This window comes from Allobosea sp. NPDC055353 (assembly GCF_053644975.1).
On record NZ_JBSHMC010000002.1, the window covers coordinates 1,336,407 to 1,358,746 of the forward strand.

At 62.8% G+C, this 22,340-nt stretch carries 19 protein-coding genes; 15 read left to right on the top strand and 4 right to left on the bottom strand.

Annotated features, from left to right (window positions below; all coding sequences use genetic code 11):
• Positions 1-93 precede the first annotated feature (93 nt).
• Positions 94-933: a YdcF family protein gene (locus ACWIEX_RS19700; protein ID WP_454034655.1), complete on the bottom strand. Its 840-nt coding sequence runs from the start codon at positions 931-933 to the stop codon at positions 94-96.
• Between the two features lie 36 nt (positions 934-969).
• Entirely contained in the window at positions 970-3,105 is a 2,136-nt protein-coding gene (locus tag ACWIEX_RS19705) for a GumC family protein (protein WP_454034656.1), read from the bottom strand.
• A gap of 252 nt (positions 3,106-3,357) precedes the next feature.
• On the opposite strand from ACWIEX_RS19705, the gene ACWIEX_RS19710 reads away from it, so the two are divergent.
• The 5 genes from ACWIEX_RS19710 (at position 3,358) to ACWIEX_RS19730 (ending at position 8,397) form a co-directional block, all read left to right on the top strand.
• A complete protein-coding gene (locus ACWIEX_RS19710) occupies positions 3,358-4,074 on the top strand; it encodes a nucleotidyltransferase family protein (protein ID WP_454034657.1) in 717 nt (238 codons plus the stop codon).
• Positions 4,075-4,139: 65 nt separating this feature from the next.
• Positions 4,140-5,315, top strand: a complete 1,176-nt coding sequence (locus tag ACWIEX_RS19715) for a DegT/DnrJ/EryC1/StrS family aminotransferase (RefSeq protein ID WP_454034658.1) — start codon at positions 4,140-4,142, stop codon at positions 5,313-5,315.
• Positions 5,316-5,328: 13 nt separating this feature from the next.
• Positions 5,329-6,018 (top strand): sugar transferase, encoded by a 690-nt coding sequence (locus tag ACWIEX_RS19720; RefSeq protein ID WP_454034659.1) that lies wholly within the window; start codon positions 5,329-5,331, stop codon positions 6,016-6,018.
• A gap of 41 nt (positions 6,019-6,059) precedes the next feature.
• Positions 6,060-7,067: an SDR family NAD(P)-dependent oxidoreductase gene (locus ACWIEX_RS19725; protein WP_454034660.1), complete on the top strand. Its 1,008-nt coding sequence runs from the start codon at positions 6,060-6,062 to the stop codon at positions 7,065-7,067.
• A gap of 106 nt (positions 7,068-7,173) precedes the next feature.
• Positions 7,174-8,397: a polysaccharide biosynthesis/export family protein gene (locus ACWIEX_RS19730; protein WP_454034661.1), complete on the top strand. Its 1,224-nt coding sequence runs from the start codon at positions 7,174-7,176 to the stop codon at positions 8,395-8,397.
• Between the two features lie 205 nt (positions 8,398-8,602).
• On the opposite strand, the gene ACWIEX_RS19735 is transcribed toward ACWIEX_RS19730, so the two are convergent.
• Positions 8,603-8,803: a hypothetical protein gene (locus ACWIEX_RS19735; protein WP_454034662.1), complete on the bottom strand. Its 201-nt coding sequence runs from the start codon at positions 8,801-8,803 to the stop codon at positions 8,603-8,605.
• Positions 8,804-9,024: 221 nt separating this feature from the next.
• Here ACWIEX_RS19735 and ACWIEX_RS19740 point away from each other — a divergent pair, with 221 nt between their 5' ends.
• From ACWIEX_RS19740 to ACWIEX_RS19755, 4 genes are read left to right on the top strand one after another with little or no spacing between them, the layout of a single operon-like run.
• Positions 9,025-9,291, top strand: a complete 267-nt coding sequence (locus ACWIEX_RS19740) for a hypothetical protein (protein WP_454034663.1) — start codon at positions 9,025-9,027, stop codon at positions 9,289-9,291.
• Complete coding sequence (locus ACWIEX_RS19745) at positions 9,288-10,700, top strand: O-antigen ligase family protein (protein WP_454034664.1); 1,413 nt, start codon at positions 9,288-9,290, stop codon at positions 10,698-10,700. Before ACWIEX_RS19740 ends, ACWIEX_RS19745 begins: the two co-directional genes overlap by 4 nt.
• A gap of 10 nt (positions 10,701-10,710) precedes the next feature.
• Positions 10,711-12,261 (top strand): lipopolysaccharide biosynthesis protein, encoded by a 1,551-nt coding sequence (locus ACWIEX_RS19750; protein WP_454034665.1) that lies wholly within the window; start codon positions 10,711-10,713, stop codon positions 12,259-12,261.
• A 13-nt stretch (positions 12,262-12,274) separates the two neighbouring features.
• Positions 12,275-13,615 carry a phenylacetate--CoA ligase family protein gene (locus tag ACWIEX_RS19755; RefSeq protein WP_454034666.1) on the top strand — a complete coding sequence of 447 codons (1,341 nt, stop codon included), beginning with the start codon at positions 12,275-12,277 and terminating at the stop codon, positions 13,613-13,615.
• A gap of 226 nt (positions 13,616-13,841) precedes the next feature.
• Here the strand turns inward: ACWIEX_RS19755 and asnB are convergent, their stop codons facing one another.
• Positions 13,842-15,851 carry an asparagine synthase (glutamine-hydrolyzing) gene (asnB, locus tag ACWIEX_RS19760; RefSeq protein ID WP_454034667.1) on the bottom strand — a complete coding sequence of 670 codons (2,010 nt, stop codon included), beginning with the start codon at positions 15,849-15,851 and terminating at the stop codon, positions 13,842-13,844.
• A gap of 268 nt (positions 15,852-16,119) precedes the next feature.
• Between asnB and ACWIEX_RS19765 the strand changes: the two genes are divergently transcribed.
• The 6 genes from ACWIEX_RS19765 (at position 16,120) to ACWIEX_RS19790 (ending at position 22,317) form a co-directional block, all read left to right on the top strand.
• Complete coding sequence (locus ACWIEX_RS19765) at positions 16,120-17,301, top strand: glycosyltransferase family 4 protein (RefSeq protein ID WP_454034668.1); 1,182 nt, start codon at positions 16,120-16,122, stop codon at positions 17,299-17,301.
• A gap of 128 nt (positions 17,302-17,429) precedes the next feature.
• Positions 17,430-18,455, top strand: a complete 1,026-nt coding sequence (locus ACWIEX_RS19770) for a glycosyltransferase (protein ID WP_454034669.1) — start codon at positions 17,430-17,432, stop codon at positions 18,453-18,455.
• Between the two features lie 13 nt (positions 18,456-18,468).
• A complete protein-coding gene (locus ACWIEX_RS19775; protein ID WP_454034670.1) occupies positions 18,469-19,644 on the top strand; it encodes a glycosyltransferase family 4 protein in 1,176 nt (391 codons plus the stop codon).
• Positions 19,616-20,692: a glycosyltransferase family 2 protein gene (locus ACWIEX_RS19780; protein ID WP_454034671.1), complete on the top strand. Its 1,077-nt coding sequence runs from the start codon at positions 19,616-19,618 to the stop codon at positions 20,690-20,692. The genes ACWIEX_RS19775 and ACWIEX_RS19780 overlap by 29 nt, the downstream gene beginning before the upstream one ends.
• Positions 20,693-20,896: 204 nt before the next feature.
• Positions 20,897-21,541, top strand: a complete 645-nt coding sequence (locus ACWIEX_RS19785) for a helix-turn-helix domain-containing protein (RefSeq protein WP_454034672.1) — start codon at positions 20,897-20,899, stop codon at positions 21,539-21,541.
• A 119-nt stretch (positions 21,542-21,660) separates the two neighbouring features.
• Entirely contained in the window at positions 21,661-22,317 is a 657-nt protein-coding gene (locus tag ACWIEX_RS19790; protein ID WP_454034673.1) for a LuxR C-terminal-related transcriptional regulator, read from the top strand.
• Positions 22,318-22,340 lie beyond the last annotated feature (23 nt).

A 22,340-nucleotide genomic window follows, 5' to 3' on the forward strand; every position in this document is an offset into this window, starting at 1 on the left:
CGCGATTTTTGCGCCAAGTGGGAGGCGGGATCTGGTTCTCGCCCGGATAGTCTCGTGCCGAGCGATTGCCGGCTGTCGACGAGACCCGTTTCATCAATTCGCTATCAGGAGTTTCGCGTCGCCGGACTTCGGTTCGGCACCAGGGCCCGGGAACAAGGCACCGGTCCGGCCACTCAGGCGATATCCGATCAGACCTAACCATTCCCGCGCGGCGAGATCCAGACGCTCAAGCCCCTGCCCAACGACGGTGAAAGGCTGCATAAGATCCCGAGCTCCATTTGTCTGAAAGTCGACGGGATAAGGGATCACGCGGAAACCTGCCTGCTCGAAGCTGCCCATCGCCCGCGGCATATGCCAGGCGGACGTCACGAGCAGCCAACGCTCGCCCGGACTGGGCCGCACGAGATTCCGTGTTTCGCGAGCATTCTCCCAGGTGTTATGGGACCGGGTCTCGATGGTGAGACGGTCCCCGGGCAGTCCGATTGTCTTCAGGTACTCGGTTGCCGTCCATGCTTCCGGCGGCAACCTCGATCCGATCCTGGAGTTGCCACCGGAGTAGACCAGCCGCGCCCCTGGATAACGCCGCGCGAGATCCATAAAGGCGAAAATGCGCTCCGCAGCTCCGTTGACTGCGAACCCGCGTCGCGCCGCGGACCTCGTCACTTCCAGCGCGCCCGACAGCACGATAATGCCGGTAATGGGGCGACCGTCGTCGACGAAAGCAGGGAAACGTTGCTCCAGTGGCAAGATCGCCCAGTTGCCGACGGGCAAAAGGCCAGCCGCCAGGATCCCGCAAATACCGCCCCCCGCAAGCGCCAGTCCCACCCGCCGCCAAGGGGTCGCCACCATGACGATCAGGCCCAGAAGCCCCATCATCGCGATTCCGTTTGAGGGTGCCAGTAGCCCGCCGATCTGGGACATGACATGAAACATGCGTTCACCGAGGCCAGCGCATCACGAAGACCTCATTTATGAGACGTGCAGGTCTGAGCCGCCGGAGCGCTGCGGGCGCTTCCTGAGGAACTCTCCTGTGTCGCCCCGACGGTAGCCGGCATGAGCCTTCAGGTTCACACGCGTGAGTACGGCGAAGATTTTGGGTCGTGGCCCCCCGCTCAGCAGTGCGGGCTTCATCAGCAGTTCGAGTGCGTTTGCAGCAACATCGCGGCGGGTGCTGCCCCAACGGACGGCAAAGAGAACGCCGTCCACCCTTGCCGCGAGAATGCGGATACCAGCGGATTCAAAAACGCCCGGCGCGGCGATGATCATGTAGTCGTAGCGGTCACGCAGTTTGTCGAGGCTGTTTGCGAGCTGACTGCCGACAAGGGAAGCCGTGTTGGCATCTCCGATCTCATCGAGGGCGAGGCAGTCGAACCCGAGAGCGGAGTCGCGACGGATTTCCAAGGAAGCGCGTTGGGCCGAGACGTCGCTATCCAGGTTCATTTCGCTGCTGAGGCTGGCTAGTTTCACGTCCTGGTGCGGAGCGTCGGCGCATATCAGCAGTACCCGTCGTTGAAAGCGGGCAGCGTATGCCGCGATGCCGACCGCCAACGCCGTTTTCCCCTCGTCCGGTCCGCTGGACGTGACTGCCAGGATCTTTCCATCGCCTCGATGCTGAATGACTTCGAGCGCCACCGCGGCGACAGCCTCGATCGCCTGATCATAGGGCGGAGGCGGACATTCGGGCAGCCGCCAGCGGCCACTGTACCGTCCTTCTTCAGGCTCCGGGACCAGGCCGATGCACCCGATTCCCAAGGCGGTTGCGAGCTCACGCTCGCTTCGGAAGCTGCGATCCATGCGCTCCAAAGCGGAGGCTGCTCCTCCTCCGAGCACCGCGAACGCGATCATCGCGGCCGAGATGTAGAGGTAAGGGCTGAGCGAACTCGGACGCTGCGGTACCGAGGCCTGAGCCAGGATCTGGACTCCCGTCGAGGTCGGATCCTTCAGCTGCTGTTGCTGACGCAGGAGATCCCGGACGACATCGGCGGCCGTCGCAGCACGCCTTTCGAGAGTCTGCCGCTCGCGACGCTGAGCGAGGTCGGCTCCGGATGCGGCCTGCAGCGAAGCGATGCGCTCAGCGAGGGAGTGCTCCTGCAAGCGGAAGACGTCGACATCGTGCTCCAGACGTTGCAGGCGCTGCCCGGAGTCCGCGTGAGACACTGTGGGCTTGGCTGCTATCGTTCCGGAGTTCACATCGGCTTGGCTTTCGGGCGCCGTGATCGGCGCGACGGGGCGCGCGAATTGAGTGCCGACCAGGGGCTCACGCAGAAGCGCATCGATCTTTTCCGACGGCGCTCCCGAAAGCTGCAGCTTTCGAACCCGCTCCAGCCTCTCCTGCCGGCGCAGCAGCTCGGATCGCACCAACTCCAACTGACGGGACGTCTCAGCGGTCAGCTCACCCGCCGCTGCGTCCGCGCTTGGCGTTCCGTGCGCCGAGACATGCGCCCGGAGCGCCTCGTCCGCGGCTTCGAGCTCGGCCTGCGATTGGATCAGGCGATTGTCCAGCCCTGTTCGAAGCGCGTCCGCCTGCTCCTGCATCCTATCTGCCAAGCGATCGACATGCGTCTGTACGACCTGATTGACGATGATCGCTGCTCTTTCGGGGTCGACATCCCTGTAGCTGATGGAGATCACGTTGGAGCGCCGTTCCTGCCGCACAAGAAGGGAGCTCTTCATGGCGTCCAGGCTTGGCAGCCCGTTGGCCGCCGGCAAGGCCTCCGGAGGACTTGGACTCGGAAGAACGACGTTCTTGAGGCCTTTCCCGATTGCGACAAGCGAGCCCCGTAGCCGATCCCCCAGCGTCGGGTTCGCCATCTGGGACACGGCACGCGCTGACACCGCCTTGTACTGCGGCAGGTCAGGCAATGCCTTCAGCACGTCGCGCAGGCGGGCGTCCGACGTGAGCGTGGCGATGTGCGTGTCCACAACGGTCTCAAGCAGGCCGGCCGCCATCTGAGCCTGGGTGGGCTCAAACATGAACTGCGCGGTGGCCGTATAAGCGGGGGGAACAACGAAGGCAGCGACACCGGTCAGAAGCGTGCCAGCCAAAACAACATTCGCGATGAAAAGCTTGCGTCGACGAACGAGATTGATGATCTCGTGGACCATATGCTCCGGCTGTGGAGACGGCTCCGTGTCGGCCCGGAGGGCTGCGCGACTGGACAACCTCGCGATCGGGATGAACTCACCTGGGTTCTGGCTCATGCTGATCGACTCTGCTTTCGTTCATCGAGCTGGCGCCGCAAAGCGGGCTAGCTGTCGAGCGAATGCTATTGCGGCGCAGTCAGCTGCAAGTTGACCGAAATCAAGACGAGTTGTGGCAGCGCGCCTAGCCTTCATGCTCCATTGAAGGAGGCTGGCATGAAGGCAGTCATTCAAGCAGGCGGCAAGGGCACGCGCTTGATGCCCTACACATCCGTTCTTCCGAAGCCGCTGATGCCGATTGGGGCGCGGCCAGTTCTCGAGCTCCTGCTTCGCTGGCTTCGCCGCAACAACATCGAGGACGTCTACATCACGACGGGCTACCTCGGTCACCTGATCCGCAGCTTCTGTGGCGACGGTCAGCAGTGGGGCCTGAAGATCACCTACTCGCAAGAGGTCGAACCGCTGGGCACCGTTGGGTCGCTGACGCTGCTGCGGGAGCATTTGGACGGCACCTTTCTGATGTTGAACGGTGACGTGCTGACCGACCTCAACCTTCCAGCCTTCGGATTGGCGCACCGCAAGCATGGCGGCCCGCTGACGATCGCCACGACAGTCCGATCCACCCGCATGGATTTTGGAATCATCGAAGATCAGGACAACCGCATCACGAGTTTCACGGAGAAGCCCACGCTCTCCAACAGCGTGAGCATGGGCGTCTATTGCATGGATCCCGATGTCATCAAGTATATCCCCCCGGGCATCCCCTTCGGCCTCGATGACCTGGCGCTTTGCTTGCTCGAGAAAGACGTTCCCATCCACGTCTTCAAGCATCAGGGGCTTTGGCTCGACATCGGGCGCGTCGAAGACTTCCACAACGCGCAGGACATCAAATGGGAAGAGCGGGCGCCTTCGCTGCTCGCAGTGGCCAGCTAGCGCCCCGCCTCCGCACGACGCCCGAAACACTCGTCAGGAAAGCAGAGGATATGAAAGCAGAGCCCATGCTTCTCGTCTCGGAGCCCATCCTCGGATCGCAAGAAAAGGCCGCTCTCGCCGAGGTCATCGACAGCGGCTGGATCACAATGGGCGAGCGGGTGAGCAGCTTCGAGCGCGCTTTCGCCGAGGCGCACGCAGCCGACGACGCTGTGTCAGTGAGTTCCTGCACAGCCGGGCTGCATCTCATCCTGCATGCTCTCGGGATCGGCCCGGGCGACGAGGTGCTCGTGCCGGCCCTCACCTTCGTGGCGACGGCCAATTGCGTGCTCTACGTCGGCGGCACGCCGATTTTTGTCGACATCGAGTCTGCGGCGCGGCCACTGATGTCCATCCAGGACGCTGCCGCCAAATGCACCTCCCGGACGAAAGCCGTCATCCTCGTTCACTTCGCGGGATACATGGTTGATCCCGCGCCATGGCAGGCTTTCGCGCGTGAGCGCGGCCTGATGCTGATCGAGGACGCCGCTCATGCCTCCGGGCTTCCGGGCGCTGGCACAATCGGCGACGCCGCGGCATTCAGCTTCTACGGAAACAAGAACATGACGACGGCGGAGGGCGGGGTTGTCCTCGCCCGCGATGCATCCCTGCTCGACACCGTCCGGCGTGCGCGAGGCCATGGTCTGACGACCGGCACCTTCCAGCGGCGCTCCAGCCGGACGCCGATCTACGATGTGACGATGCTCGGCTTCAACTACCGGCTCGACGAGTTGAGGGCCGCCATCGGTCTCGTTCAGCTCGGCCATCTCAAAGAATGGAATGCGAAACGGAAGATCCTGGCGGAGTTTTATCGGCGTCGCATTGGCGAGAATTGTCCCGGCGTCGTCCTCCCCTTCGAGGCGCGGCAGCCTTCCGTCCATCACATCATGCCGGTGGTGCTGCCCGCTTCCTCCGACCGTCAGGACGTGATCGATCACTTACGTGCGAAGGGCATCCAGACCACGATCCACTATCCGGCGGTCCATCGTCTTTCCTTCTATCGCGGACTCTATCCGGACGTAGATCTTCCCCGGACCGAGGCCTTCACCGATCACGAGCTGACGTTGCCGTTGCATCCGCGCATGGGGCTCGACGACGTCGAAAGAGTTGTATCGGCACTTGCGGACGCGCTTGGCGAGCGCATTCCGCCCGCTGCGTTCGTAATGCGAGACAAAAGCAAGCACGCCAACCTCGCAAGTGGCTGAGGAGTTCTTTCACATGAACGGACAAGGCTTCTTGGGACTGCCTGTATCCGAAACGGCGCAAACGTGGCTCAGACGAGCCACCGATATTCTGCTCGCCGGCACGGCGATGTTTTTGCTGGCGCCGCTCATGCTGCTCATAACGATCGCCATATGGCTGGAATCCGGGCAGCCAACGCTCTTCTGTCAAACTCGACTTGGACAGGGTGGCAGGCGTTTTCGTATGTACAAGTTCAGGAAATTCCATGTCGACGCGGGCCAGACAGGCTGCCCGTTGACGCTCGAACAGGACCCCCGGATGACCCAGGTCGGGCGCCTGCTCATGAAGACGAAGCTCGACGAGTTGCCGCAGTTCTGGAACGTGATCAAAGGCGACATGGCGATCGTCGGACCACGGCCGGAGAGCCTCGCTTTTGCGGATTGCTTCCATAACGGCTGGGAAGAGTTGCTCAGATACAAGCCCGGCCTGGTCGGCCCGTGCCAGATCATATTCCGGAACGAGGCCGCGGCCTTCCCGAAAGGTGTCGACGTCGACGAGTTCTATCGCACCGTCGTGTTTCCGCTGAAGGCACGCATCGACCTTGACTACTTTCGCAGTCGAAGCCTCGCGTCGGATGTCGTGGTCATGATCCGGAGCTTTCTGGCGATCTGCGGCTGGGCCTCAGCCGCGGGAGCAGATCTCAGGCAAGTCGAACGCCGCGCCTGAGTGGGTGCAAGCCAGCAATATCCAGTTCCGGAGGTCATGCCATGTCCTATGATGGTGCAAAGGTGCTTGTGACCGGCGCCGACGGCTTCATCGGATCGCATCTTACCGAAGCGCTCGTAAAGAGCGGCGCCAGGGTCACGGCGTTAACTCTCTACAACTCCTTTGACAGCCATGGCTGGCTTGACGAAATCCCGGAGGCGACCAAAAGCCAGCTCGATCTCGTCCGTGGCGATGTCCGCGACGCTGCCTTCATCTCGCGCGCCGTGCCGGGTCAAGACGTCATCTTCCACCTCGCAGCGCTGATCGCCATCCCGCACTCCTATGCCGCCGCGCAGACCTATGTCGAAACCAATGTTCTCGGAACCCTGAACATCCTCGAAGCTGCCCGTCAGAGCGGGACGGATCGGATCGTCCACACCTCGACGAGCGAGGTGTACGGAACGGCGCTGAAGATGCCGATCTCGGAAGAGCACCCGTTGCAAGGCCAATCTCCCTACTCGGCCTCCAAGATCGGCGCCGACATGATGGCGGAAGCTTTTGCCCGGTCATTCGGGTTGCCTGTCGTGACGCTTCGTCCTTTCAATACGTTTGGTCCGCGGCAGAGCGAGCGGGCGATCATTCCGACGCTCATCCGACAGACACTGGATCCGAACTGCGACGCCATACGGGTCGGTGATACGACGCCGGTGCGCGACCTCACCTTTGTGGAAGACACCGTAGCTGCCTTCATGATGGCGGGATTGTCCCCGGATCTGGAGTTCGGTCGCGCTTACAATGCTGGAAGCCAGCAGGCCGTGACAGTGGCCAACTTGATCGACTTGGTGCTCGAACTCTCCGGCACATCCAAACCGGTGATCCAGGAGAGAGTCCGGATGCGACCTGCCAACTCGGAAGTGCGTGCGCTTCTGGCGGACTGCAGCCGTTTCGCGGCGGCTACAGGCTGGAAGCCACGGATCGGCCTCCGCGAGGGTATCGGGCGCACCACCGAATGGTGGCGGGCCCGGCTTGCGATGGGCAGGGTACGCTCGCAGACCAATTTCATGACTTGATCTCACCGCGCGGCCTGGACCGCCGCACGGCACCGGCTCCAGAACCGATACGAGGCTCTCGATGGGACATCCATCTGCGCGCAGGAACTGGGCAGCGTCGCTGCTCATGGCCGGCATGACCTTGCTCTGGACGCATGGAGCTTGCCGAGCTGAATACCAGCTCGCTCCCGGCGACGTGGTCGAAATCGCCGTGGCGTCAATGCCGGAACTGCGGCAGCGTATACCGGTGCAGCCCGACGGAAGCATCATCATCCCGATGCTTGGGGCAGTGACAGCGGCAGGATTGACCCCGCTGGTGCTGCAGGAGCGGGTTGAGACAGCCTTCGCAACGAAAATACTCCGCCAGCGAATGCCCGACGGGCGCGAGCGGATCGTGTTGATTCAGCCTGGCGATGTCACCACGGCCGTCGTCGAATACCGGCCCATCTATGTGAGCGGCGACGTGCTCAATCCGGGGCAATACGCCTACCGGCCACAGATGACGGCGCGCCATGCCATTGCTCTCTCAGGCGGCCCGAGCACGGTACGGGGCCGTCCCGGGCAGTCAGGCGTCGACATCGCGGAGGCGGAGCGCGAATACCGAACGGCTACAAGCGCGCTGGCCAAAGAACATGTTGTCTCCTGGCGGCTCGCCGCGGAACTTGATGGATCCGAAACGATCAAGGAGCAGCCCCTCGGATACCTGTCCGTCTCGGCCGCTTCCCTCGCCGACTTTCTGCGCGTCGAGACCCGTTACCTGCAGGTTCGCCTCAAGGAAGCCAAGAGCGAGCGGGCCTATCTCGAGAGCATGGTGCGACAGGCCGGCGAGCAGGTCGCGACGCTCACCACGCAAGTGCAGGGGGAGCAGAGCGGCCTCCAGGCCGACATGGAAGAGCTTGATCGCGTGAACAAACTCTTCGGCACTGGCAGCTTGCCGAGCCCGCGCGTCACGGACAGTCGCCGGGCCGTCCTGCTTTCGTCGACTCGGCGCCTTCAGACGATTGCCAACCTAACCCAGGTCAAACAACAGCGGGATGAATTCCTTTGGCGCCTGGACAAGGTCGACACCCAGAGGCGCATCGACGTGCTGCGGGAAAGCAGAGAATCTCAGCTGCGCATGACCGAACTGAGAGCGCGGCTCGACGGCGCGGCAGAGAAACTTCGTGTGCTTGGGCAGATGGTCGTCCTCGAGACGGGCGCCAACGTCGCGCGGCCGGGCGTCACGATCATCCGCAAAGCTCGAGCGAACTGGGATCGCATTCCCGCGTCCGAGGACACAGAGCTGATGCCGGGCGACACCGTCGAAGTCGTATTCCGGCGTGAGGATGCTTCGACGGCAGCGGTGCAGTGAACCCACTCCGGAGGTCTGGAGCAATTCCGCAATTCCCCGAATAGCGAAACTGCTCCAGACCTTTGTTTTAACGCGCTTTCTTCACGCGAACCGCTGCCCAGTTCGCTCGAAAATACTCTCGCGATGACATGCCGCAGTCGCTGCAGCGATCTCCTCTCGGAGGCATGCTTGGCTGGGCCGACCGGACGCACATCGGCGTCTGCCTTTACTGGATCGGGCGGTCCCTGGCATGAGCCTCGTTCGCCGTGGCAAGCATGGCCTCAAGCTGCGCGAGCGTCGCTGGCGAGAAGATCAGGTTCATGATCTGGCCACTGGCCATCTCAAGGCTGACCAACGTCTCGCCTTGATAGGTGTCCGCTATCGCGACCGCCTGGACATCGACGACATCAAGGTCGATCTCCGGCAACAAGATCTGCTTCTTCCCCATTCGTCCCCTACCGTCGTGGGGGCCCCACTGCGTCAGAGATGCGCTTTCCGGTCTTGTGCTCTTCGGCGAGGCGGTCGGCTTCGAGTTGTGCGTCCCGACATCCGGACACTATGGGCAGAACCTCTCTGCGAATTGATCCTCATCAAGACTGCGAAGCCCGACCGACATAGGGTTTCGGTCGCAGCAAGAGGGGCCCGGCGATGAAAGCTGTCATCCAAGCAGGTGCCCGGCATAAGTGGCTGATGCCCACCATCAGCGCCAAGCCTGTGCTGGAGCTCCTGCTGCACTGGTTACGACGACACAATGTCGAAGCCATGGACCGGGAAGCGGGCGAGCTCGCGCTCGTCCTGGTGGCTCGCCGTCATGACCTGGCGGTTTCCCTCGACAGCCTGCCCTTCGTCGCGGACACGCCCCGTCGTCGTTCACTGCGCGCAACCAGCGGATCGCCGCGGGAGATTGTGCCGTGACGGCCCGAACGGCGCGGCAATCGCTTGTGCATGTCGCGTTTTGGGTCGGCGGCGCCGGTCTCCTATCGCTCGTTGCTCTCGCGATCCTGATCTTGAGGAACCCATCCATCCCCGTCATGCTCATCGGCTTGGCCGTCGTGGCGACGATCGGCCTGCTGCTGCTGCGAAACCCGCTCGGCGCGACCCTGCTCGCCGCCTTCGTGCTCCTGCTGCCGCCTGGGGACCTTCGGGTGGAAGGGATCTATATGGCCGCCAGCAACGGCGCGATCGTGGCAGCTCTCGGGGTCTGGCTCGTCCGGGTGCTGAGCGGGAACGAGACGGTCAAATGGAACCCCACCTGCCTTCTCTTTGCGCTCTACATCGCGTGGGGGCTCGTGACGCTGCTCTGGGCGCCAGATCTCGTCGAAGGTCGCCGTAAGCTGATCGCCTGGACGTTCAGCTTTATCCTGCTGCTCTTGATCTGCAACCAGGTGAGGTCGCTGCCGGCCGTCGACCGCTTCATGCGGATGTTGGGCCTGATGGGCTGGCTCATGATCCTTTGCGGGATCTACACGCTCCTGTTCACCGATTTCGTGTTTGGGACCCGACTGAAAAGTTTCGGGATGAATGAAAACACCCTGGGTGTCATGCTGATTACGGCGCTTCCCGGGGTCATTTGGCCGGTCATGCGGAGCGTCGGGCCTCGCCGGAGGCCCATGCTCATCCTGGCGGTAACCTACATCCTATGCGCGGTGTTGTTGATCGCACTCAGCGGGTCGCGAGGAGGCGCCGTTTCCGTCGGTCTCCTGTTGCTGATGCTGCTGCTCTTCAGACCCGCGCGAAAATGGGCCGTCGGCGGCATCGCGGTCATTCTTTGCCTGTTCCTCTTCGCCCCGTTCCTCTTCGACACACTCATTCAAAGGGCTATCGAAGGAGAGGGTGGCGAGCTCGGCGGACGTCCCGTCCTGTGGGAAGCGAGTCTTCTGTTCATGCGCGACCACCTGCTGGGCGCCGGCATCGGAAACGGTCCCTTCAGGCTGCACCCCTATATCGCGTCGCTGACGAGCGCGACCAACCATCGAATGGATCTGCCCAGCCACCAGCCGTTTCTCGAAGTCGGCGTGGACACGGGTGTGGTCGGGTTGCTCATCTACGTCTGCGTGATCGGATCAGCGATATGGAGTTTCGTGCAATCCCGCTCCTGCTGGTTACTCTCTCCTTCCTGTCCGGACGGATACTACTTGACCGCGATTGGAGCGACGGCCGCGTACGGGGCCACATGGATCAAGGGGGGAGGGCTGGAAAACAACGCCAGCCTCATCGTGATGTTCGCCCTGCTCCTGATCCCGTCTTTGGTGCAGGAGGCCGACGATCGAAGCGCACGGGAGAGCAGCCCCTGGCCGTCGAAGCATCGTCATGACCGCGGCTAGCGAGGGGACGATGAACTCGCATGCAGCCGCCCTGCCGCGTAACGAGGCCAGTGGGCGGTTCATCGTCAACGTCGGCAGCAGCCTCATTTACGTCGTGCTGAACACCGGCATCATGTTCTGGTACATCCCCTTCCTGCTTAAGCATCTCGGGGTGGCGGCCTACGGGATGGTCCCCCTGTCGTCCTCCTTGGTCATGTTCGCGATGATCGTCTGCGAGGGCGTGAACGGTGCGATCTACCGCAACCTGGCGATCGATCTGAACCGTGGAGAGCTGTTCGCCGCGCAAAGAACGTTCAACAGTGCCGTGATGCTGACGATCGCGGTCAGTTGCTTCCTGCTGGTTCCGATGGCCCCGGCTGTTTGGCTCTTTCCTCAGCTCTTCGCGGTGCCGCCGGACCTCGAGAGCGCGGCGCGGTTCCTGCTCGCGGGCTCCTTCTTCACCGCCTTGACATTCCTCATCGGCAGCCCTTTCGACGCCTCGAGCCTGATCACTCACCGGTTCGATATCCGCAACGCCATTCGGTCCGCGGTCGCTCTGAGCAGGGTCGGGATCGTGGCCCTGTGCTTCTATGTCTGGCCCGCGAGCCTCATGCACGTCGGACTCGGCATGTTCGCCTCCGCCCTCCTCGGCCTGGGCGGTTGCGTGATCGCGTGGCATCGGCTGACGCCGCAGTTGCGCCTGCGCCTCACGGATGTGGATTCCCACCACTTCCGGCCGCTCTTGAATATCGGCGCCTGGTCGGCGGTGAACACGGCCGGAATGCTGCTGCTCATGCAGGTCGACCTGATCATCGTGAACGCATTGTTCGGCTCGACCATGACCGGTCGGTACGGCGCATTGCTGGCTTTCGCGGTGCTCATGCACACGCTGGCCGAGGTGGTCACACCGATTTTCAGCCCGATGATCATGGCCCGCTACGCCATCGGCGATGTCACGGGTGTGCGCAGACTGCTGGAATCCGCCGTCGGGTTTCTCGCCTTCGGGCTGGCTCTGCCGGTCGGGCTTCTCTGCGGACTCGGCCGCCCACTCCTGTCCTTGTGGCTCGGGCCGGACTTCGCCGAACTCGACACGCTTCTGGCAGTCCTTGTGGCTCACCTCGCGGTGAATCTGGCGGGCCGGCCGATCGGTTACCTCCTCACCGCGCACAACAAGGTGAAGCAGCAGGGTTTGGTGACGCTCGCGCTCGGCGTCGTGAACATTGTGCTGGCAGTCGCGCTCGCCCTCTGGGCCAAATGGGGCGTGCTCGGCGTCGCGGCAGCGACCGCGATCGTCTGGACCTTGAAGAACACGCTCATCCTTCCGGTATACGCCGCACGCGTGCTCGGCTTGGACTGGTGGGCGTTCCTGCCCCGGCTCGCGGGTGGAGCTGCGGCGGTCCTCGGGATAGCGCTGGCTTGCAGGGCGCTTGCCGCCGAATGGCCACCGCTCGACTGGATCAGTCTCGCGGCGATGGCTAGTGCGATATCGGCACTATACTTGATCATACTCATAGGTCTCATCATCCGCCCCGATGATCGCAAGTTGATCTCGCGGCTCATACTTCGGAGGGCACATGATTAATTGGCGCCGCCCCATGCTGAAGTTCTACGACGAGCGCGTCATGAACCGCCCGATCCCGCGATGCCGCACCCTGATCTCGGACTTTTATGCCCTGCCCCATGAAGCGCGGCGAAACCTGCGGGATCAGCGTCTGAGGCAACTGCTCAGGCACGCTGCGCGACATGTGCCGCATTACCGAAAGCTGCTGGTCGACCAAGAGATCGTGCGTGGTGACGTCATTGATCTTTCCAGCTTCGGGAAGGTGCCGCCTCTAACCAGGACATTCCTGCAGAACTCCCCTGAGAGTTTGAAGAGCGACGACCTGAACTCGAGACATTCGTACAAGAACAGTTCCGGGGGAAGTTCGGGAGAGCCCGTCGCCGTGATCCAGGACCAGGATTACAACGCGATGGGTATCGCCATGACCGAGACGTATCACGGCTGGGTCGGAAGGGATTCCGGCGAGTCCCTGGTCAAGCTTTGGGGGTCCGATCGGGACGTGGTGTCCGGTACTCTGGGGTGGCGCAACAAGCTCAGCGGCTTCGTTCGCAATCAGAAATGGGCGAACTCGTTCAAGATGAGCGAGACGGCGATGTCGCGCTATCTGGATTGGATTCGGCAATACCGTCCCGTTCTCATCGAGGCCTACGCGGACAGCGCCTTCGAGCTTGCTCGCTTCGCGAATGCCCGCGAGACCAGGGTCTCCGGCGTGAGACACGTCATTACCAGCGCGGGCACGCTGCACCCGTTCATGAGGGAGGAGATTTCGCGCGCGTTCGGCTGTCCGACGCTGAACAGATACGGGTGTCGCGAAGTTGGCGACATTGCCGGTGAGCGGACAGAGAACGGTGGCCTGGAGGTGTTTGACTACTGCAACCTCGTCGAGGTCGTGAAGCCTGACGGTCAGCCCTGCCAGGAAGGAGAGGAAGGCGAGGTCCTCGTCACCAATCTCACGAATTTCGCAATGCCGCTCATCAGGTACAGACTCGGGGATCGCGCCGTGGTCGGCAAATCCTCCGACGGTCCCTTGCCGTTCGTCGAGCGATTGCAGACGGTGTCGGGACGCCAGACGGACGCGTTTATCTTGAGGGATGGAACGGCCGTATCGGGAATCTTCTTCGTTTATTTTCTCACAGTCTTTCACGAGGCCGGTTGGCTTCTCAAGACGCAGATCGTCCAGCGCGACTACGACGACGTCGTCGTCAAGATGGTCGTGAAGACGGCTCCGGCGCAATCCGCTTTGGACGAGATCGCCGCCTCGCTCCGGATTTTGCTGGGCCAGTCGTGCAACATCAGTTTCGAGACGCTGCAGGAAATTCCCCCTCTGAAATCCGGAAAGCACAGCTACGTCGTTTCACTCGTAAAGCGACCATAGAAGCTGGTTGCCTGAACACTCTAGATCTTGCAGATCTGTATCCGGGCCGTTGGAAAGCCTGTCTTCGTGCGGCTCTCTTGATCCTTACCGCAATCGGGGCGGTCAGCTCGTTTTCAGTGTGCATGGATCGGAGCACACGCACAGGTTTTGCGATCGCCGCTGGTTGCATGCAACCAGGCTGGATAACACGATGATGTCGACACGTTCGATGAAGGCGGGGAGCTTGTCACAGCACGGGTAACGCCCCGATGCGCCTATGCGATAGCGCCTGCAAAGGAGACTGCGCTCGCCACTGCTGAGTTGGACCTGCCGCATAGTGGCGGCACCAGGCTTCCAGCATCAGCAGGCGCCACAGCAGCAGGCCAAAATCTCGGCCCCGCCCCGAACTGTGCAGATCAAGGATCCGCTCCACCCCATTCAGGCTCCAGAACCCCCGCTCTCTGCTGTCGCGGTCGAGAAGCCTTTCCCTGACCATGGCGCGGCCGGCCGGCTCGCGAAACCAATCGCCCAAGGGAACCCCGAAGCCTCGCTTCGGGCTTCGCCCAGTAACCTCCGGGAGAAGCCGCGCGGCCAGATCCCTGAGAGGCAGCTTCCCGTGGACGTGGTCCAGCAGGCATGCACGGGGCAGGCGTGAAGCCCACTCGACGATGCGGACATCGAGGAGCGGCGACCGAACCTCGATCGAATGAGCCATCGACGCCCGATCGACCTTCACCAACACATCGTCGGGGAGATAGAGGCTATAGTCGAGCCTCTGCTGGCGCGCCGTCAGAGGAGCGCCGCGGCTCATCCGCCATCTCTCCCATACCGGGCTGCTGGCGTTCCGCAGAAACGGCTGCAGATCCGGGTGAATGCAATGGTCCATCACCGGATCGTCAGGCAGCTCGTCGAAAACCGCCGCCGCCCCCCAATCCGGCAATCTGAGTTTCGAAAGCTGGTAGCGGGCGAGCGACGCCCGCGGCAAAAGGCGGCTCGCCGCACCCAGCGCCGGGCCGAAACGGCCGGCTGCCCGGATCAAACCTTCCCGGCGGGCGCTCTCGACATAGCGGCGATAGCCGCCGAACGCCTCGTCGCCGCCGTCTCCGGAGAGAAATACCGTCGCATGGCTCGCTGCCGCCTCGCAGAGCGTAAAGCTCGGCAAGGCGGACGGGTCACCGAAAGGTTCGTCGAAGAGCCAGGCCAGCCGGTCGATATCTCTGAGCCCTCCGGCGCGTTGCGGGATCACGCGATGCTCAAGCCCGGCATGGGCCGCGGTCGTGCGCGCGAGCGCGCTTTCGTCCCAGTTCTCTTCCGCGAAGCCGATCGTCAGTGCGAGCGGGGCTTGTCCCGTCTTCGCCGCCATGGCTGCGACCAGACCGCTATCGATTCCGCCCGACAGGAAAACACCGACGGGAACGTCGCTGCGGAGCCGAATGCGGACCGCGTCAAAGAGCAAACTCTCGAGCTCGTCCAGCTCGGCAGGGCTGGCGCTTCGCCGAGCGGGATCGTCGTTGAGGGTCAGGTCCCAATAGGGTGCCAGCGCCGCCGCATGGGGCCGGTCGAGTGAGCCTGCGAGGACATGGCCCGGCGGCAGCTTCCGGTATCCCTCGAAAATGCAGGCTTCGCCCGGCAGGTAGCCGAGCGCCAGGTACTGCGCCACCGCGGAACGGTCGATCTCTCGGGGCGCGTCAGGGCAAGCCAGCAAGCCCTTCAGTTCCGAGGCGAACCGCAGGTGACCTTCCTGATCCCTGTAGTAGAGGGGCTTTACGCCCAGCCGGTCACGGGCAAGCATGAAGCTCCGCCGCTTCGTGTCGACGAAGGCCAGCGCAAACATGCCGTTCAAAAGCGGCAACGCTTCCTTCCCGCGGCGCATCAGCAGTCGCAGCAGCACTTCCGTGTCGGATCCGCTCTGGAACGCCTCGCCGGCGCGCTCGAGCTCGCGGCGCAGCTCGAGATAGTTGTAGATCTCGCCGTTGAACGCCAGCCAGCAGCTCCCGTCAGGGCTTCGCATCGGCTGATGCCCGAGCGGGCTGAGATCCAGGATGCTGAGGCGGCGGAAGCCGAGGCCCCAGCCGTCTCCTCCCTCGATTCCAAGATCGTCCGGACCGCGATGTTGCAGGGGCACAGTCATTGCGGCGGTCAGCTCGGGGCCTGCCGCTTGTGCCGGTCCGAACCAGCCGCAAATGCCGCACATCGGTTCTGCTTCGCCTTGCTCGCCTGCGCGCCGCCGGGATGGAAGCGCATCGACGCCAGCCATGGACCTGAACGGGTCAAGCCAATCTGGCGTCAACCGAGTAAGCGCTATCGGCAGCAAACTGAATATGACGCGCGTCAACTCGGCTCGGAGGTCATTCGCTTATCTACTGACCCGCGCAGATAGCCGCCTCGCAATCACGGAGCCGAGCGCTCCGAAGCAGAGGACAGCAGAAGCGCATGAACAAGCATGCTGAGGCCTGAAGGCAACTTCCTGCATGGCGCCAAGGGAAGCGGGCCCGGGCCCAGGATGCGGTCGGGAGACGTGCTCGATGCAACCTTCGCTCAAGGGGCAGAGTCTGCGGTGGTGCTTCTTCTCGCCCGGCCGCCGTTCGATCGACGTGCTCGGTGGCGATTCACGGAACTCTGGCGGGGCCGAAGCTCAAGTGGCCCATCTCGCGGCCGCGATGGCAGAGCTCGGCCATAAGGTGAGCCTGATCTACGGTGACGGAAGCCAACGTTGCCCACCAAGCGACGTTGCCTCCATCACCTGTATCGACGCCGCGCCGCGATGGCTGAAACCTTCGAGCATCGCAGCGTTCTGGCGCGCCCTGAGGGACGCTTCGCCAGATGTGGTCTATGCGCGGCTACCGAGCGATTTTCTGGCTTTGCAAGGGCTGCTTGGCCGTTTCGACGGGCGAGCGCGCTTCATTTACGCGCTTGCCCACGACGACCACTGCCGGCCTTGGCAGGCCTATTCCTACAAGCGTTGGCTGCACGCCCCGCTTTACGCCTTGGGCCTTCATAGCACTGCGGCGATCCTGGCGCAGCACGAGGGGCAGCGAGCTCGACTTGCCCCTCGCTTGCAGGGCCGGACGATCTGCGTACCGAATTTGGTGCGGTCCTTCGCCTCTGCCCCGAGAGATTTCGAGAGCGCGTCGATCGACGCCATTTGGGTCGCTCAGATCCGTCCGGAGAAATGTCTCGAGAGCTTCCTCGACCTCGCGGCATCGCTGCCGGATCTCTCCTGCAGCGTCGTCGGCGGGTTCGATCCGACGTTGCCCGCAGCCTCCCGCGCCGAACTCGAACAACGGATGCTGTCGTTGAGCAACGTCACCTATCGGGGACCGCAGCCGGCTGATGTCGTGATGTCGCTGCTCGCTCGCAGCAAGGTCCTCGTGAACACCTCGAGCGGAGAAGGCTTTCCGAATTCGATGCTGGAGGCGTGGAGTCTGGGAGTGCCGGTCGTTTCGCTTTCGGTGGATCCTGGCGGCGTCATCGAGCAGCAAGATATCGGCCTTCTCAGTGGTGGCGATATCGAACTGCGCAACGACGTGCGGCTGCTGACGCGGCGTGGGTCGCTGAATGATCGGATCGGCGTCCGCGCGTTGGCCTATGTAAGGGGCCGGCACAGCCTCGAAGCTGTCTGCGCCGCGCTCTCGCCGGCGATCTTCGGATCTCCCGTCACAGCCAGCCCCAATCGCGCTGAACATTCCAGAGAAGCCCTCTCATGATGCGGGCAAGCCTTATCAGCGCTGCAGGCCGTCCCGGCGCCGCTGCCGCCGTACGCCCCGGTGCCCCGAGGGCGGTCGCAGTCCTTATCGGGCAGCTTTCGCAAGGCGGCAGCGAAAGACAGCTCTACATGTTCCTTGCCCACTGCGACCGCACGCGCTGGACGCCGACCGTCTACGTCTCCGGAGAACTGGGTTTATGGGAAGGTCCCATCCGGGCGCTGGGCATTCCCGTCGTTCTGCTGGTCGGGAACCGAATAGCCAAAATGGCGCAATTGCGCGCTGCCTGCGTGGCGCAGGGCACGACATGCTTTTTCTCCTGGTCTTCGTACACCAACGCCTTCGGTCTCGCCCTCGTCGGGACCGGCATTCAGCGCGTCGGATCTTTCCGCAATGCGTTGTTCGCCGACCTGCCCACGCGGCTCCGATCGGTCTGGGCCTGGGCCAGCCTCGCTGGCGTCTCCACGGCCGTCTGCAATTCGCGCGACACGTTCGAGCAGCTTTCGAGCCGCAGAGCCGTGAGTCCCAAAGCAGCTTACGTGCCGAACGGGGTCGAGACCCCAAGCCCGAGCGAGGTAGCTGCGTTGCGCGCGCAATGGCGGGGCCAGCTTGATCTTCAAGCGGACACCGTCCTCATCGTGGGGGTCGGTCGGCTGGTGAGCCAGAAGCGCTTCGACCGCTTTCTCGACATCATCGACAAAGTCAAAACGGATGGTCCGGTGCAGGCTGTCATCGCCGGCGAGAATCTCGGCTGCCGTGGCGATCTCGAACGCCAGATCGAAGCTCTGGGCCTTCAGAACATCGTACGCCTCGTCGGCGCGGTGCCGGATGCCCGCGAACTGATCTGCGCCGCCGACATCTTTCTTCTCACGTCCGATTACGAGGGTACGCCGAATGTCGTTCTGGAGGCGATGGCGGCCGGAAAACCCTGCGTGGCGACCCGCGTCAATGGTGTCGGCGAGTTGATCGAAGACGGCGCGACCGGGTTCACGGCGACACAGGATGCGGCGGAACTGGCGCGGCACGTTTCCCGTCTCGTCGCTGATCCGGAGCTGCGCCGACGCGTGGGTCAAGCGGCCTGCGCAGCTGTCGAGCGCGCGCGAAGTCCCGTCGAAATCGCGCGCGAGCTTTGGTCGTTCTGTGAGCAACCCAACTGAGATCTTGAAACCGATGCACGTCGCCTTCTTTGTCGACCAAGTATTCTGGCGCGAGGGACCCGTCCTCTCGACCGAGGAGTCGTTCATCCTCTTCCCGGCGAGCTTCGCTGGCTTCGTCGACCAGATCACTTTCATCGGGCGCGAGGCGCCGACCCCTGGGCGTGCGCCTTACGTCCTGGACGGCTCCAACTTCTCCCTCTGCGCGCTGCCGTTCTATCCCAGCCTGTACCAGCTCTGGCGGGCCGACCCCCGCATGTACCGTCGGATTCGCGAATCCGTGCGTGAGCAGTCCAAGAGCTGGGATGTGCTCGTCATCTGCGGGCCTCACCCGATTGGCCAGTTCATCGCCCGGACGTGCATCGCTCAAGGCATCCCGGTTGTCCTGATGGTGCGCCAGAACCTGATCGAGCAAATGAGCGCCCACCGCGGGTTGGAGCGTCACGCCGCGATGCTCGCCGCCCACCTTCTCGAATGGGATTTCAAGCGGTTGGCCCGCGACCGGACGGTCTTTGCCGTCGGCGAGGAGATGACGAAGGTCTACAGCCGCTTCTGCAACCGCGCGCATAATCACTTTCCCTGCCTCGTCGACCGTGCGCAGTTCGAGATGTTCTCGCAGATGTCTCCCGGATCCGATCCCAGGCGCCTGATCAAGGTCTGCCGGCTGGCCCCGGAGAAGGGACATCGCTTCCTGTTCGAGGCCATGGCGCAGCTCAACCAGCGCGGCCTGCACTGTCATGTCGATCTCGTCGGCACCGGTGCCATGGACCAGGAGCTCCGCGCATTGGCTTCAAAACTCGGCGTTACGTCTCAGGTGACGTTTCACGGCTATGTTCCCTACGGCCGACCGCTCTTCGACCTCTACGAGAAGGCGGGAGCCATGGTCCTGTCCTCCACGACCGAGGGCTTCCCCCAGGTCATCAACGAGGCCTTGTCCATCGGCCTCCCAACGGTGGCGACAACGGTCGGGGGAATTCCCTCGTTTCTCACGGACGGAGAAACCGCGCTGCTGGTGCCTCCACGGGACGTCCCTTCGTTGGCCGGGGCGATCGAGAAGATGGTGCGCGCGCCAGAGCTTCGCGAGCGCCTGCGACGAAACGGACGCGCGCTGATGCAAGACAACATCCTTGAAGTGAATCGAGCCCGTGTCCTCGGGGGTGTTCATGACGAGATCGCTCGCCGTCGAGCATAACTATCGCTGCGCAATCGGGGACCATCCAACCACGGCTCCGCCGTGTCGCCCGACGGTCAGCGTTATCGTGCCCGTCTACAACGAGATCGATTGCCTTGACCGGCTGGTGGCAGATTTGCTCGCCCAGGATTACGAACGGATCGTCGAATTCTGGTTCGCGGATGGTTGCTCGCAGGACGGGACCTACGAGGCCCTGCTGCGGCTCAGCGACGTGGATCACCGGATCCGTGTGATCAGGAATCTGAAACGCGGACCGGCTGCCGGCATAAACCTGGCCCTGGAACGGGCGACGGGGGACATCGTGAACCGGCTCGATGCGCATGCGAGCTATGAACCCGATGTCGTGACAAACAGCGTAAAAGCGCTGCTGGCAACGGGCGCCGCAGGCGTGGGCGCGATCGCACGCCCCTCTGCCGGCAGGACATTGATCGGCCGTGCGATCGTCGCCGCGCATAAGAGCCCTTTCGGAGTAGGTGTCGCGAAATTCCGCCGGGATGGCGCGGAAGGCTGGGCCGATGCGATCTGGAACGGTTGCTATTGGAAGCACATCGTGGATCGGGTGGGGCTGCTGCGAGAAGACCTGCATCGTGCGGAGGATAACGACTTCAACGCGCGCATTCAGGGTTTGGGGTATGGCCTCTACCTGTCGCCGGCAATACGGGCCTGGTACCTGCCGCGGCAGACTCTGGGATCGCTCTGGAGGCAGTATTACGCCAACGGTATCGGGGTGGTCAGAGCCGCTCGGGAGAGACCAGATGCCGTTAGCTGGCGGCACTTCGCTCCGCTGGCCTTGGTCCTCACATTGAGCTGCTCCGCTCTGATCACAATTGCGTGGCCGGACGGGCTTCTCGGTCTGGTTTCCTTGCTGGGCTACCTGGGCGTTCTGGCTGTCGCCACCCTCCTGGCGGCGGGACAAGAACGCGGCGCCTATTTGCTCCTCCTCCCGGTCGCGTTGGCTACGCTTCACGTCAGTTATGGGTTTGGGTCCCTCCGGGCCCTTGTGGGGGACCCCTTGATCGCGCTTTTTAGGCGAGTCCACCTCGTTTAACACTGCGTTAAGGTTTCGCTCGCATGATTCGCGGTAGCGACCGAGCAGCGGTCCGGCAACGATCCCTTCACCATGGCGGCAGTGGAGAGCTACGACGTTTGCCTTAAACCGAAGGCTTACGCCTCCACCGTTGGGTCTAGTCCCTCTGCACGATTGGCAGGGTTGAGAGAACGAATACCGTGGTCGCGATCAAGGGATCGCACCATGCTTCAGATCGCTACAACTTCTCATTCGCTGCTGGAGGAACGCTCGCCAAGTGCGAGGGATGTCCGGCACAGAGTGCTTGCTCGCAACGCCGTCCTCTTCTGGCAGGACGAACGACAACCGCAAGCCATCGAGATTGTCGAGGGCACCGTACGGGCCTCGCGTCTCTGGAGCGATGGTTCGCGCCAAATCCTGGCATTCTTTTGGCCTGGCGACATTATTCAGGCTGCGGCTCTGCAACGCTATACTGCGGAGGCCGTCACGCGCTGTGTGCTGAGGCCGCGCAATCACGAGGCCGGCACTTTCGAGTCGTCGGGCACGGACCAGGCGCTTCAGGCGTCGATCTGCCTCCTTGCCGCCACGGGCAAGAAGAGCGCCACGAGCCGAATGGCGTGGTTCCTGCTGCAGATCTACGAACACCTTCCGCAGGATCCCAGGCGCGCGCACGCGCTCCGTTTCACAATCCCCCGCAATGACGTCGCTGATTACCTCGGGATGTCGATGGAAACCGCGTGCCGAACACTAGCGGCATTTCGGGCGCGCGGCTTGATCGATCTCCCGACCCGGAAAACCATCTGCTACCGAGACATGGCGCAGCTCGCTCGGGTCGCTCAGTCACCCAAATGGGAAGATGCCGAAGCCTGAAGGCAACGGCCGTCCGCTTGCGACAGTTCCCAAAGTTTGTGGTATATGAGTGTCTTAACAGGTCGAGGGATATGTGCTGATCCGGCGGGGCGACAGACGCCAGGGAGCCAGGCACGACAATGTGGCGTATCCTCTTAGCCGATGACCATGGGATTTATCGCAAAGGCCTTCACTTGGCCCTTCAGCGCGCATTTCCCGATGCCGATCTCCTGACAGCGGACTCGCTTCCGACGATCCTGTCCACAGTCGAGGAAAATCCGGATCTCGATCTTCTTATCATCGACCTGCATATGCCGAGCCGTATTCCGATCGAGGGCCTCAGCGACCTGAGCGCAAACTGCCGGAACATCCATCTGGTCGCGCTGTCCGCGTCCGAAGCAGCGGCTGACATTCTGGAATGCCTTGCTTGCGGATTTCACGGCTATATTTCGAAACTTCAGACTGACGAGGAAATCATTGCCGGCATAGAGGACGTCCTTGCCGGAAAAATCTATGTCACGCCGCGCCTGGCCCTCACGAAGGGACTGGCTTCATGGCGCGAGATGGTAAAGGTGACCGAATCCAGCCGCTCGCAACTCATCCGCCTGACGAACCGCCAACGGGATGTGCTCGCCCTGCTGGCGCAAGGTAAGTCCAACAAGGAGATTGCACGCGAACTCGCCATCGCGGAGGCGACCGTGAAAATCCATGCGGCGGCGGTCATCCGTGTGCTTGGAGCCACGAACAGGGCCTCCGCGGCGCTGTTTGCTCAACAGTGGCTTGAAAGGAAGGAGTGAGGGCCGTGATCGGGAGCCCTTCA